Raw genomic sequence first — 13,691 nt, forward strand, 5'->3', positions numbered from 1 at the left:
AGGAGATAACACAATGTCTGAAAATAGATGCCCCTTTCATCATGCTGCTGCTGGTGGTGGCATGTCGAACCGTGACTGGTGGCCGAACCAGTTACGCCTGGATATTCTGCGTCAACACTCATCAAAGTCCACGCCTATGGGTGAGGGATTTAACTATGCTGAAGCGTTCAAAGAACTTGACCTTGATGCGGTGAAGAGAGAGCTTCATGAGTTAATGACCGATTCGCAGGATTGGTGGCCAGCGGACTTCGGTCACTATGGTCCACTGTTTATTCGTATGGCGTGGCACAGTGCTGGTACCTATCGCACCAGCGATGGTCGGGGAGGTGGTGGCACTGGTAACCAGCGATTCGCACCGGTCAACAGTTGGCCGGATAACGTCAACCTCGATAAGGCTCGCAGACTGATCTGGCCAATCAAGCAGAAGTACGGTCAAAAAATATCCTGGGCCGACCTGATGATTCTCGCTGGCAACGTCGCTCTGGAGTCGATGGGATTCAAGACAATCGGTTTTGCCGGTGGACGTGAAGATATCTGGGAGCCGGAAAAGGATATCTACTGGGGTAATGAAGATACCTGGTTGCAAGATGAGCGTTTTTCAGGTGAGCATGAAGGTCTTGAAAAAACCCTCGCAGCAGTCCAGATGGGGCTGATCTATGTCAATCCCGAAGGTCCGAATGGTAATCCTGACCCGTTAGCAGCAGCTAAAGACATTCGCGAGACCTTTGCGCGTATGGCCATGAATGACGAAGAGACTGTAGCGCTGATAGCAGGTGGCCACAGCTTCGGCAAAACCCATGGCGCAGGAGATGCTGCACTGGTAGGACCTGAGCCGGAAGCTGCTCCAATTCAGGAGCAGGGTATGGGTTGGAGGAGTGGTTATGGTTCAGGTCAAGCAGGCGACACGATCACCAGTGGCCTCGAAGTTACCTGGACATCCACACCAACCAAGTGGAGTAATAACTTCTTCTGGAACCTGTTTGGATACGATTGGGAATTGACTAAAAGTCCAGCTGGTGCATATCAGTGGATACCAAAGAACGGTGCAGGTGCCGATTCAGTGCCTGATGCCCATGACTCTGAAAAGCGGCATGCCCCGACTATGCTGACAACTGATCTGGCGCTGCGATTTGATCCTGAATATACAAAAATTGCACGACGCTTTTATGAGGATCCAGATCAGTTTGCTGATGCATTTGCACGGGCATGGTTCAAACTGACTCACCGAGATATGGGGCCTCGTGCACGCTATCTCGGTTGTGAAGTTCCTCAAGAGGAGTTTCTCTGGCAGGATCCGATTCCTGCTGTAGATCATGAACTGATTGATCAGCAGGATATTGCAGATCTTAAGAGTGAGATCCTCGATTCTGGCCTCTCAGTCGCCGAATTGGTTTCAACCGCCTGGGCCTCTGCATCAACCTATCGTGGCTCAGACATGAGAGGTGGTGCCAATGGTGCCCGTATTCGCCTGGCACCGCAGAAGGATTGGCAGGTCAACCAGCCGGATCAGTTGCAGAAGGTGTTGAATGCCCTGAAGAAGATCCAGAGTGATTTCACAAAACCGCTTTCAATGGCGGATCTGATTGTATTGGCCGGTTGTGCCGCAGTTGAGCAGGCAGCGAAGCAGGCAGGGCATAATGTAACGGTTCCCTTCAGCCCTGGTCGAATGGATGCCTCCCAAGCAGATACAGATGAGCAATCTTTTGCTGTATTAGAGCCGGAAGCTGATGGTTTCCGCAACTACATGAAGAGGAGATACACCGTTTCCGCAGAAGAGATGCTGGTGGATAAGGCACAGCTGCTGACCTTGACCCCTGCAGAAATGACAGTGCTAATTGGTGGTATGCGTGTTCTCAAGGCCAACTTTGAAGGGAGTGTTCACGGTCTCTTCACTGATCGCCCCGAGGTGCTGAGCAATGACTTCTTTGTCAATCTGCTCGATATGGGGACTGCTTGGCGTGCGCTCTCTGCAGATGAGGATCTGTTTGAAGGGGTTGACCGGAAAACTGGTGAATCCAAGTGGAGCGCTACGCGTGTCGATCTGGTATTCGGTTCAAATTCAGAATTGCGCGCGTTGGCCGAAGTCTATGCTGCTGCTGACTCAGAAGAGAAGTTCGTGCATGACTTCATCCAGGTTTGGAGCAAGGTGATGAATCTGGATAGATTCGATCTTGTCTGATTTAACCTGGTATACAGGCCACAGGATGTGGCCTGATAAAATATCAGGGGGTCGGCTCAGCAGTTAAAGAGGCGATCAATCGCATCCAGACCATCCTGAACCACACCATCCAAATCTTCAGGGTCATCATCATGCTCATAGGCCAGCATTGAGTAGACCGACAGAGATTTTAACGCCAAAGCGATCTTTTCGACGTCAGGCAGGTTGAGTTCAGCCCCTTCTTTCAACTGACATTCATTACTCATAGTCGTGACCCCATTTACACTAACAGTGGTCTGCCGATAGTCTGTTAGCTCGGTCTTGGAGTCAAAAAATACCGATCATCCGTTGATTTGAATCAAAGAAAGGGAACATATGTCAGAGTGTTTGTTCAGTGACGTCAACATACAGCTTGATACTTTGACCGGGTTTCAGATATTTCCCCTTGATAGTATTCCAGCGTTTGAGGTCTGCCACTGAGACTTTGAAGCGTTGTGCGATGCGAGAGAGGGAGTCACCCCGTCTTACTTTGTAGTGCAGCCGACTTTGAGTGCCTGTAGGTTGCAGATCAAGAAGTGAAATTTTTGAAGTTGATTTGGACGTCCAGATGACCAGTTTTTGCCCTGTTTTCAAAGGGTCACCTGGCGCCATACCATTCCAGCTGGCCAGTTTTTTGTAACTGACGTGGTGTGCTTTGGCGATATCCCAAAGCGTGTCACCAGACTTTACCCGGTAGTGTTGTTTTACACCTTTTCTTGAACGGTTTTGTATCGCAGATTTACGTTGATCCTGTGTGTATACATAGTGATCCAGGTTCTTGCTGGATACGGGGATCAGCAGATGTTTGCCTGCCCGAATCCTATTGCCGCTAATTTTGTTCACTTGCCGAATCAGTTTTGCTGAGGTGCCGTGTCGACGGGCAATTACGCTGAGGGAATCACCGGACTTGATTTTATACCGCTTCCAGGTCAGGCGTTTTTCAGCGGGCAAAGCAGCAAGTTTCTGTTTGAACTGATCAATCTTATCCAGTGGTAGGGTCAACTGATGGTGACCATCAGGGTCTGTGGCCCAGCGATTGAAACCAGCATTCAGCAGATAGAGTTCCTGAATGGGTATATCAGCCATTTCAGCTGCAAGGGCAAGGTCGAGTTGGGATTTAATGTCAACCGTGGAGAAATAGGGCTCATTGGGGACGGCTAACAGGTCAAATCCATAGCTCTCGGCATCCTTGAAAATCTGAGCTAAAGCAAGCAGTCGGGGGACATAGGCACTGGTCTCGTCAGGTAGTTTGAGAGACCAGAAATCGGTTGGCTTTCCTCTCTTGATATTGCGTTTGATCGCGCTCCTTACGGTACCAGCACCAGAGTTGTATGAAGCCAGGGCCAGTTCCCAGTCTCCATCGAACTGCTTGTTCAGACGTGTGAGGTAATCAAGCGCTGCGCGGGTTGACCTGACTACATCCCTGCGTCCGTCATACCACCAGTTTTGCTTGAGACCGAAGTGTCGTCCCGTTGACGGTATGAATTGCCAGATGCCTGCTGCTCTGCCAGGTGAGTAGGCAAAAGGCTGAAATGCGCTCTCAACTGCGGGCAGAAGGGCGATTTCAGTCGGGATATCCCGCTTTTCGATCTCCTGCAGAATAAAATAGAGAAAAGGTGCGGCTCTCTCCTGAATTCGTTGTAAATATTTAGGGTGTTTTTTATACCAGTTCAGCTCTCTGGTGAGGCGGGGGTTGCTTGGGATTGAAAGCTTATATTGGTCACGCATCCTATCCCAGATATGTTCTGGCTCAGGGTCAGGTAGGGAAGCGATAACCTCCTGCAATTGTTCAGCAACTTCAGGCATCTGCTCCGATCTTACCTGCTTCTCCTCTGTTAGCGGCTGAGTTTGCAGGGCCTCGGTTGAGATGGTGTCAAGGGGAACCTCAACCAGTGCGGATTCCTGCCCGGGGTTTGGCAGTGACTGACAGGCTGTCAACAGGCAGGCGAAGATCAGGTTCATGAACAATAGAGGCGATTTTGAGAGAAAATCGGGTGAATTGGTTGGTAACTTAGGCATACTGAATTCTGAAAGAAAATAAAAATAAAGCCGTGTATGATTTCCATGTAATGAACTCCTGACAAGCGGCCACCAGTTGCAATCTGTGTAGAGATCAGGATCTGTTTCGTGGTGCCTCAACTTGCTGAGCATCTCTTAGGACTGCATACCAGGGATTGCTTATGCAATGATTGTCGAAGAGACATCACCATCCATATGGAGCATTAGATCCGAAATGGCAAATCGCAACGCGGTCGTCGATCGATAAAATGAGACATCAAACCAGATTCACTCACTACCAGAGCCGCTCAAATCCACATTTGTGTTGTCACAATAACAGACAGACGATAGCTGAGCGCCAGTCGTTGCTACCAGCTTCCAGGACAGCGCTCAAAAACACAGATTACCTGACACTAGTGTCGGTAGCAAAGTCGATACCTTTATAGATGAGAGAATTCAGGCGGTTAAAACTTCGATCTTGCCAACAGAGTCACATTCAGGAGTGGTTCAATAGTCAGCTTGGAGAGAGTTTGGCCGCTCAAGAGTCTGAATATCTTCAGCAGCACATCTCCGCAATGTTTGGCTATCATGTGGTGCAGATCGGCCATTTGAAGCAGGATGAAGACCTGTTGCGGGTGAGTCCTGCGCGGAACCGGATTGTGATGGGGGTTACGCCAGGTGGAAAAAACGTTGATCTGCAGGCTGAACCTTATAGGCTGCCATTTGCTGGCGACTGTGTGGATGGTATTTTACTACCCCATACCCTGGATTTTTCCTCTGATCCCCACCAGGTGTTACGTGAAGTGGAGCGGGTTTTGATTCCCGAGGGGAAGCTGCTGATCACTGGGTTCAACCCCTGGAGCCTCTGGGGAGGGGTAAGACTGCTTAGGTTGAGGTCATCGATACCGCCTTGGTGTGGTCACTTTTTCAGCAGTCGAAGGGTTTTGGATTGGCTGTCACTTTTAGGCTTTGATCTACTTGATATTCACTTTCTTAATTACAGGCCACCGATCCAAAGACCCGGTATTAGTCAGAGACTCCAATTTCTGGAGCAGCTCGGGGAGAATCTCTATCCGAATTTTGGTGGGGTGTATATCATATTGGCCGTAAAGCGCGTGGTTACTCTTACACACATTCGCCCGAAATGGTCGGTAAAAAAACGTGTTTTACCCACTGCAGCAGAACCAACAATCAGGAATGGGACTTAGTGATCAGGCCTGTTAAGCATAAGAAACCCTATCTCTTAACGGATTTTTAAGAAGTATAAATGACTCAAATAGTAGAACTTTTTAGTGATGGCGCCTGTAAAGGGAATCCTGGGCCTGGTGGTTGGGGGGTTGTACTGCGCTATGCAGGCCATGAAAAGAGACTGTATGGCGGTGAGCCTGGCACTACCAATAACCGGATGGAGCTGCTTGCGGTAATTCGGGGGTTACAGGAGCTGACAAGGCCCAGTCAGGTGCAAGTGACTACCGATTCACAATATGTAAAAAACGGCATTACCCAGTGGATCCACGGCTGGAAGAGAAATGGTTGGAAGACCTCTGCACGCAAGGCGGTAAAAAATGTTGATTTGTGGCGGGAATTGGATAGTGAAGTAAGTAAACATGATGTGGATTGGCAATGGGTAAAAGGACATGCTGGTCATCCAGGGAATGAATTGGCAGATGAACTGGCTAATCTGGGTATTCAGGAGATGTTGTCATGATGCGCCAGATTGTACTCGACACAGAAACCACCGGTCTGGAGCCAGAGCAGGGACATAGAATTATAGAGATCGGCTGTGTTGAGCTGGTTGACCGAAGATTGACAGGTAATAACTTCCATCAGTTTCTGCAACCAGATCGAGAGATCGATGCGGGGGCCATTGAGGTGCATGGTATCACCAATGAGTTTCTCGCCGACAAGCCGAAATTCTGTGATGTGGTGACTGACTTCATCGAATATGTGCGTGGTGCTGAATTGATTATCCACAATGCACCATTCGATGTCGGATTCCTTGATCATGAATTGAGGTTGATGGAAAACCCGCAGCGCATCGATGCACTGTGTGCTGTTACCGATACGCTGATCATGGCAAAGAAGATGCATCCAGGGCAGAGAAACAGCCTTGATGCATTATGCAGACGCTATGATATCGATAACTCCCATCGTGAGCTGCATGGGGCGTTACTGGATGCTGAAATACTCGCCGATGTCTATTTGATGATGACCGGTGGACAGACGGCGCTGGTGTTGGATGACGATCTTGGGCAGCAGGGTGGTGATGAGCAATCGGTTGATAATATCCGCCGACTGTCAGCCGGCCGTCCCCCTCTCAAAGTGGTTGTTGCCGGCGCTGAAGAGATTGAAGCCCATGAGCGTCAACTTGAGGAGATGGGCGAAAGGTGCGTTTGGCTCAGCAGTTAGGATTTAACCCCTGGATTGTGTGGACTTGGCGCTATCGCAGCCTTGCACGATGTCATACAACCTCGGTATGTCGAGTAACTGTACATGTTTCCGCTCTACTCTAAGCAGGTTTTCATCCTGAAACCTGGTAAAGAGTCTACTCACGGTCTCGACTGCTAAACCGAGGTAGTTACCGATTTCATGGCGTGACATACTGAGAAAGAAGTCGCTGGCAGAAAAACCCCGTTGTTTGAATCGTTCTGAGAAGCTGAGTAGGAAGGTTGCTAAGCGCTCCTCGGCACTCTTTTTACCCAGTAGCGTCAACATTTCCGTCTCCTGACCTATCTCCCGGCTGAGCAGACGATACATTTGGTGCTGCAGACTGGGCATTATGCAGCTCAGAGATTCCAGCTGGGAAAAGGGGATTTCGCATACCGCTGTAGTCTCAAGTGCGATGGCTGAGCAGGTGTGGCTATCGTCCTGGATTGCATCGAGGCCGATAAGTTCGCCGGGAAGATGAAATCCCAATACCTGTTCCCCTCCATCCTCATTAGGGCTGTAGGTCTTGACCGAGCCGCTGGTTATGACCCGCAAGCTATGAAACTTGTCAGCCCCACGGTAGAGATGATCTCCTCGATGGTAGGGGCGGCCTCGCTTGATGATGCCATCGAGGCGTTCGACATCGTCCGGAGTCAGCCCCATGGGGAGACATAGGGTGGCAAGGCTGCAGTTTTTACAGGCGACCTTGATGTTTTCAAATGATACGACTTTTCTACTAGTCAAGTAATCGCTCCAGCATGGGCAGGTGCTATATAGGCAATGTATTGTGCACCCAGTTAGTGTTTAAGGCATTTCTTACCCTTGAATTGTCCTCTCTCACCCTGAATTTAGCTTTGCTCAGAGGCGGTTTTGCCAAATAAAAACATTAAAAGCTGCTTTACCAGGCGCATATGCCAGGCTGATACAGCTTAATGTCTCCCAATCTACCCTATTTCGTCCATGTTTAATTGTTGGTGGGCTGGCAATTCGAGCTATTTTTCCAGAAATTCTTGATGTGGATCAAGTAGTTTTACTGTTTTTATTACTTTGGATCATTGATTTTTAGTCTGTCGCCGAATAAAAAAACCGGCCTGAAGGCCGGCTTTTCTGCTATTGATCGGCCTGATTATTGAGCCGGAGCAGGAGCGGGTGCAGCTGCAGGAGGTGCAGGATAGCCATAAGGAGCACCACCATATGGTGCGCCATAAGGAGCGCCATAGCCATAAGGAGCGCCGCCGTAGCCATAAGGACCGTAACCGTTGTAGCCACGGTAGTAGTTATTACCACGACCATAGCCAGAACCACGGGCGTTGCCGCTCATGCCAAAGCTGAAATCACCAGAGCCATCACCATAGCCGTCACCGTAGCCGTCGTTGTTATAACCACGGTTGCCGCCCCATGGGCCGTTGCCCCACCAGGCAGATGCACTGGTAGACACAGCTACGAGTGCCGCGATGCTCAGAACTTTAGCAAATTTAGTCATGCTTTCTTCCTCTCAAATGATTGTTTTCATACTACATCGGTGATGTAGAAAAGCGGCCTTACAGCCTCCATCATGCAATGGTTAAGGACTTCACGCCAAGTCTGTCATGTTACGGGGCAGACTGTAGGGTAAAGTTCTACTTGCCTCAGTAGTTGTTATTTGCGTAACACGCCAATCGATTATAGACCCTGGTCAGTTATAATCAATCGAATTATTGAGCCCCGTATGGAGACGATTTCATGGCAATCTTGTCTATTTGATTCGATCTATTTGGATCCTGAGCAAGCAGCTCTCAGGGGCGATCTGATGGAAATCTCTGGGGAGTTCCGAGTTACTTCCTTATATAGAGTGCAGATATTTTTATCGAGGACATGCCTTGAATCAGTAGTTTGTTGCAGTTCTGAATAATACCTAAATTGAAACCAGGTTGGTTAGCCCTTCGAGATTGAGTGAAGAGGGGCAATCTGTTACTGTTTACACCCGTCCTATATCCCATTTTCCTGCACTCTAACCTGGTAAGCAGAATTACATGACCAGTTTTATTTTTATTACGGGCGGTGTTGTCTCCTCCCTTGGCAAAGGTATCGCTTCAGCTTCTCTGGCTGCACTGCTGGAGGCCCGCGGACTGGATGTCACAATGATCAAGCTGGATCCCTATATCAACGTGGATCCCGGCACCATGAGTCCTTTTCAGCATGGCGAGGTGTTTGTAACCGAAGATGGATCTGAAACAGATCTGGATCTCGGCCATTACGAACGATTTATCGACAGTACCATGGGGTGTAATAACAACTTCACCACAGGTCAGATCTACGAAAATGTGATTCGCAAGGAGCGAAAAGGGGAGTATCTGGGGGGTACGGTTCAAGTAATTCCCCATATCACCAATCAAATCAAGGACAGTATCCAGCTTGGTGCGGCTGACAAGGATATCTGTCTGGTAGAGATAGGCGGTACCGTAGGCGATATTGAATCCCTGCCATTTCTGGAGGCGATCCGGCAAATGGGCGTGGAGATGGGGCCACAACGGGCGATGTTTATGCATCTTACCCTGGTGCCCTATATCAAAGCATCTGGAGAGATCAAAACCAAACCGACTCAACATTCGGTGAAGGAGTTGCGCTCTATCGGTATTCAACCGGATATCCTGGTATGTCGCTCTGAGCAGCCTCTGCCGGAAGCGGAGCGTAGAAAGATCGCACTTTTTACCAATGTCCCTGAACAGGCCGTTATCTCAGCTGTCGATGCTGACTCGATCTATCGGATTCCTGTGCTGCTGCATGCTCAGAATATGGATGAGTTGGTGAATCAGCGCTTTGGTCTGAATTTGCCACCTGCGGATCTCTCTGAATGGGAAGCATTTCTTGAAGGGCTGGACAATCTGGAAGGAGAAGTGAAAGTCGCGATGGTGGGTAAGTACGTGCATCTCACCGAAGCATATAAGTCCCTCTCTGAGGCGCTGGTTCATGCTGGCGTGCATACCGGGAATCGGGTGGTTATTCACTATGTCGATTCTGAGCAGATAGAGAAGAGTGGCATCGATAGCCTGAAGGGTATGGATGCTATCCTGGTGCCGGGGGGATTTGGCAATCGCGGCGTAGAGGGCAAAATTGCTGCAGTAAGCTATGCGCGGGAGAACTCGATCCCCTATCTGGGTATCTGTTTGGGTATGCAGGTGGCAGTGATTGAGTTTGCTCGCCATGTGGCCGGTTTGGCAGATGCTCACAGCACTGAATTTGATCGCTCTACGCCTAACCCTGTAATCGGATTAATCGTGGAGTGGCTGAATGCGGATGGTAAGCTTGAAACCCGGAGTGAAAACTCCGATATGGGGGGCACCATGCGTCTCGGCGGACAAGAGTGCAGGCTGCAACCTGGTAGCCTCACCCATCAACTCTATGACAAAGAGGTCATTGTCGAACGCCACCGCCACCGCTACGAATTCAATAACAGCTACCTGGATGATATTGTCACTGCCGGCATGAAGGTCTCTGGCCGTTCGGTTGATGGCCGTTTGGTCGAAATCGTTGAGATACCTGAACATCCCTGGTTTGTGGCTTGTCAATTTCATCCGGAATTTACCTCCACACCTCGTCATGGACACCCGCTCTTTTCTGGGTTTATTGAAGCAGCCAGAAAACATAGGGATAGCCAGGCGTGAAGCTGTGTGATTTCGAAGTTGGACTGGATCGGCCCATTTTTCTGATTGCTGGCCCCTGTGTAATCGAGAGTGAACAACTCGCGATGGAGACAGCAGGGACGTTGAAAAGCCTTTGCAACGATCTTGGAATACCCTTTATCTACAAATCATCTTTTGATAAAGCCAATCGTTCCTCATCTGAGAGTTATCGTGGTCCCGGTATGGAGCAGGGTCTGCAGATACTTGAGAAGGTCAAAGCTGAATTGGGTGTGCCTATCCTTACAGATGTGCATGAAGACACCCCATTGGATGAGGTGGCTGAATGTGTTGACGTTTTACAGACACCGGCCTTTCTCTGCCGCCAAACCAATTTTATCCAGCGTGTTGCCAGTCAGGGTTTACCCGTTAATATTAAGAAAGGGCAGTTCCTTGCACCCTGGGATATGACCCATGTGGTTGAGAAGGCCAGGGCAGTGGGGAATCAGCAGCTGATGGTTTGTGAGCGTGGAGTCTCATTTGGCTATAACAATCTGGTATCAGATATGCGTTCACTTGCTGCAATGCGAGAGACAGGATGTCCAGTGGTCTTTGATGCGACACATTCGGTTCAGTTACCTGGGGGACAGGGTAAGCATTCCGGAGGGCAGAGGGAGTTTGTTCCAGTACTTGCCCGGTCTGCAGTGGCTGCCGGTGTGGCAGGTCTGTTCATGGAGACCCATCCCGAGCCGGATAAAGCGTTGAGTGATGGACCAAACGCCTGGCCACTAGCGAAGATGAAGGCACTTCTTGAAACGCTGGTGGCATTGGATAGACAGGTTAAACAAAGTGGCCTGATTGAATTGGAATTATAAATCTGGCGAGTCATCTGCCTGTAACATTGCTTGATGACAATAGTGCTAATAGAAACAAACGACAGAACAAGACGGAGACGAAATGTCTGAAATTGTTGATGTACGTGGACGAGAAATTCTCGATTCACGAGGAAACCCGACCATTGAAGCCGATGTATTCACAGCAGATGGCGCCATAGGCAGGGCAATGGTGCCTTCCGGTGCCTCTACCGGATCACGTGAAGCCCTGGAGTTGAGGGATGGTGATAAGAGTCGCTATCTGGGCAAGGGTGTTCTGCAGGCGGTTGCACATATCAATGGCCCCATCAAAGAGGCATTGATGGGCATGGATGTTACAGATCAGTCTGGTGTAGATCAGTGCATGCTCGATCTGGACGGAACAGAAAATAAATCAAAGTTGGGTGCCAATGCGCTTTTAGGTGTCTCTCTGGCAGCAGCTCACGGCGCAGCCCAGGAGAGGGCGCTGCCACTCTATCGTTCCCTCTCATCTGGTCCCTACCGCTTGCCAGTACCAATGATGAATATCATCAATGGTGGTGCACATGCCGATAATAGTGTCGATCTGCAGGAGTTCATGATTCTGCCTGTGGGTGCCGGTTCGATTCGTGAAGCGGTGCGCTACGGCGCCGAGGTCTTTCATGCTCTGCAGAGTGTGCTAAAGGGCAGGGGCATGGCAACGGCGGTGGGCGATGAAGGTGGTTTTGCCCCCAATCTTCCCTCCAATGAGTCAGCGATCGAAGTGATCCTGGAAGCTATAGAAAAGGCAGGATTCTCTTCTGGACGCGATATCTATCTGGGTCTGGATGTCGCGAGCTCGGAATTTTATCAGGATGGGGTCTACGACCTGGCATCGGAAGGGCGCAAATTCAGTGCTGAAGAGTTCACCGATTATCTTGCTGCCTGGGTGGATCAGTATCCTATCATCACCATCGAGGATGGTATGGATGAGGGGGATTGGGAAGGCTGGAAGCTGCTGACTGATAAACTGGGTGAAAAGGTACAGCTGGTTGGTGATGATCTGTTTGTAACCAATACTAAAATCCTGCAGCGCGGGATTGATGAGAAGATCGCCAACTCGATTCTAATCAAAGTCAATCAGATAGGCACCTTAAGTGAGACTATGGCCGCTATAGATATGGCTAAGGCTGCTGGTTACAGTGCAGTGATTTCCCACCGCTCTGGTGAAACAGAAGATACCACTATTGCGGATCTGGTTGTGGCGACAGGTACTGGACAGATCAAAACCGGCTCCTTATCCCGTTCAGACCGAGTCGCAAAATACAATCAGTTAATGCGCATTGAGGATCAATTGGGTGAAGATGCAATCTATGCTGGTAAAGATGCCTTTCCAGTAGCAATCCCTTGATCCGGATGGTACGACCGAGCGCAGTATGCTTTTTGAGATCCTGGCCTGCTCGTGAATTATCCGCTCTTTCAGGGTTATCTGATCAACTCATGATTCGATAGCTTGCCGTCAAAATGCACCGCTATTGTGTTGCCTATCTTCGCAATAGCGGGCTATTACCAGGGATAAGCACCATCGGTCGGCCCACTGATATTAGAGTTCCTTGATTTGAACCATGCGCACCACTATTTTCATTTTGGTTATTCTGCTGGCTTTTCTGCAATACCGACTCTGGGTAGGAGAGGGGAGCCTGGCTGAGGTAAATAATCTAAAGGATGAGATTCAAACCTTACAGCAGGAGATGGTGGGTTTACGTAAGCGAAACGATGCGTTGCAAGCAGAGGTTGAGGACTTGCGCAGTGGACAAGATGCCATCGAGGAACGGGCGCGTAGCGAGCTGGGCATGATCAAAGAGGGAGAGATATTCTACCAGGTTGTTACCCCCTCTGAGGATGAAACGAATGAGCGTTAGATGCTGGGCAGTGGTACCTGCTGCAGGTGTTGGTCGACGCATGGGTGGAGATATACCGAAGCAGTATCTTGATCTCTCCGGTCGCAGGATCATCGACCACACACTGTCGAGACTACTCAGCCATCCACGTATTACGGCCGTCTATGTGGCGCTTTCCGAAGAGGATGCCTACTGGGAGCTTTGCGACTATGCCAGTGATCCCAGAGTGATCAGGGTCGCCGGTGGTGAAGCTCGCTATCAATCAGTGCTGAATGCACTGAATAGTCTTTTAGAGCAAGCCAGTGATGATGACTGGGTATTAGTCCATGATGCCGCAAGACCCTGCCTGTCTGACGCTGATCTAAGTCGTCTCATAGAGACCCTGCATGAGCATCCGGTTGGTGGACTGCTTGGGGTGCCGGTCAGCGATACATTGAAGCGGTTGGACAGTGCTAATGGTGTCGATGCAACAGTCTCCCGTAAGGGACTATGGCGCGCTTTTACACCACAAATGTTTCGCCTGGGACTTCTGATCTCTTCTATTCAGGCGGCGATCCTGAGTGATGCAACGATTACAGATGAAGCGGGGGCGATGGAGCTCTCAGGCTACACGCCTAAAATGGTTGAGGGAGAGAGCACGAATATCAAGATAACCCGGCCTGGTGATATGCAATTGGCCAGACTCTATCTGCAAAAGGGTATCTCGAATAGTTAATAGAGGTGCCCTTAAGGTGCCGGG

Annotated in this window: 13 protein-coding genes; 9 read left to right on the plus strand and 4 right to left on the minus strand. The window is 49.7% G+C overall.

Annotated elements, in window-relative coordinates:
• Positions 1–13 precede the first annotated feature (13 nt).
• Positions 14–2,179 carry a catalase/peroxidase HPI gene (gene katG / locus AC4IFB_RS18430; protein WP_490780961.1) on the plus strand — a complete coding sequence of 722 codons (2,166 nt, stop codon included), beginning with the start codon at positions 14–16 and terminating at the stop codon, positions 2,177–2,179.
• Between the two features lie 56 nt (positions 2,180–2,235).
• Here katG and AC4IFB_RS18435 read toward each other — a convergent pair whose 3' ends face one another.
• Both AC4IFB_RS18435 and AC4IFB_RS18440 read right to left on the minus strand, forming a co-directional pair.
• Entirely contained in the window at positions 2,236–2,424 is a 189-nt protein-coding gene (locus AC4IFB_RS18435) for a ribonuclease H (RefSeq protein WP_490780962.1), read from the minus strand.
• 112 nt (positions 2,425–2,536) lie between these two features.
• Positions 2,537–4,216, minus strand: coding sequence for a lytic transglycosylase (locus AC4IFB_RS18440; RefSeq protein ID WP_490780963.1), 1,680 nt, complete (start codon positions 4,214–4,216; stop codon positions 2,537–2,539).
• Between the two features lie 425 nt (positions 4,217–4,641).
• On the opposite strand from AC4IFB_RS18440, the gene AC4IFB_RS18445 reads away from it, so the two are divergent.
• Genes AC4IFB_RS18445 through dnaQ form a run of 3 tightly spaced genes read left to right on the plus strand, consistent with a single transcriptional unit; the run spans position 4,642 to position 6,604 of the window.
• The gene (locus AC4IFB_RS18445; protein WP_490778885.1) at positions 4,642–5,403 is read left to right on the plus strand and encodes a class I SAM-dependent methyltransferase; all 762 of its coding nucleotides are present in this window, start codon (positions 4,642–4,644) and stop codon (positions 5,401–5,403) included.
• Between the two features lie 59 nt (positions 5,404–5,462).
• A complete protein-coding gene (rnhA, locus tag AC4IFB_RS18450; protein ID WP_490778884.1) occupies positions 5,463–5,903 on the plus strand; it encodes a ribonuclease HI in 441 nt (146 codons plus the stop codon).
• Positions 5,903–6,604, plus strand: coding sequence for a DNA polymerase III subunit epsilon (gene dnaQ / locus AC4IFB_RS18455; RefSeq protein WP_490781036.1), 702 nt, complete (start codon positions 5,903–5,905; stop codon positions 6,602–6,604). The genes rnhA and dnaQ overlap by 1 nt, the downstream gene beginning before the upstream one ends.
• Before the next feature lie 3 nt (positions 6,605–6,607).
• Here the strand turns inward: dnaQ and fnr are convergent, their stop codons facing one another.
• Together fnr and AC4IFB_RS18465 are read right to left on the minus strand one after the other, a co-directional pair.
• Positions 6,608–7,366, minus strand: coding sequence for a fumarate/nitrate reduction transcriptional regulator Fnr (fnr, locus tag AC4IFB_RS18460; RefSeq protein WP_490778883.1), 759 nt, complete (start codon positions 7,364–7,366; stop codon positions 6,608–6,610).
• 382 nt (positions 7,367–7,748) lie between these two features.
• Positions 7,749–8,105, minus strand: coding sequence for a sulfur globule family protein (locus AC4IFB_RS18465; RefSeq protein ID WP_490780964.1), 357 nt, complete (start codon positions 8,103–8,105; stop codon positions 7,749–7,751).
• Positions 8,106–8,634: 529 nt separating this feature from the next.
• Between AC4IFB_RS18465 and pyrG the strand changes: the two genes are divergently transcribed.
• From pyrG to ispD, 5 genes are all read left to right on the plus strand, one after another.
• Positions 8,635–10,266, plus strand: coding sequence for a CTP synthase (pyrG, locus tag AC4IFB_RS18470; RefSeq protein WP_490780965.1), 1,632 nt, complete (start codon positions 8,635–8,637; stop codon positions 10,264–10,266).
• Positions 10,263–11,096: a 3-deoxy-8-phosphooctulonate synthase gene (gene kdsA / locus AC4IFB_RS18475; RefSeq protein ID WP_490780966.1), complete on the plus strand. Its 834-nt coding sequence runs from the start codon at positions 10,263–10,265 to the stop codon at positions 11,094–11,096. Before pyrG ends, kdsA begins: the two co-directional genes overlap by 4 nt.
• Before the next feature lie 82 nt (positions 11,097–11,178).
• On the plus strand, positions 11,179–12,462 hold the full coding sequence (gene eno / locus AC4IFB_RS18480; protein WP_490778879.1) for a phosphopyruvate hydratase: 1,284 nt from the start codon (positions 11,179–11,181) through the stop codon (positions 12,460–12,462).
• Positions 12,463–12,676: 214 nt separating this feature from the next.
• Entirely contained in the window at positions 12,677–12,973 is a 297-nt protein-coding gene (gene ftsB, locus AC4IFB_RS18485) for a cell division protein FtsB (RefSeq protein ID WP_490778878.1), read from the plus strand.
• The gene (gene ispD, locus AC4IFB_RS18490) at positions 12,963–13,667 is read left to right on the plus strand and encodes a 2-C-methyl-D-erythritol 4-phosphate cytidylyltransferase (RefSeq protein WP_490780967.1); all 705 of its coding nucleotides are present in this window, start codon (positions 12,963–12,965) and stop codon (positions 13,665–13,667) included. The genes ftsB and ispD overlap by 11 nt, the downstream gene beginning before the upstream one ends.
• Positions 13,668–13,691: the final 24 nt, after the last annotated feature.

This window comes from Candidatus Thiodiazotropha sp. AKIB8 (assembly GCF_058244675.1).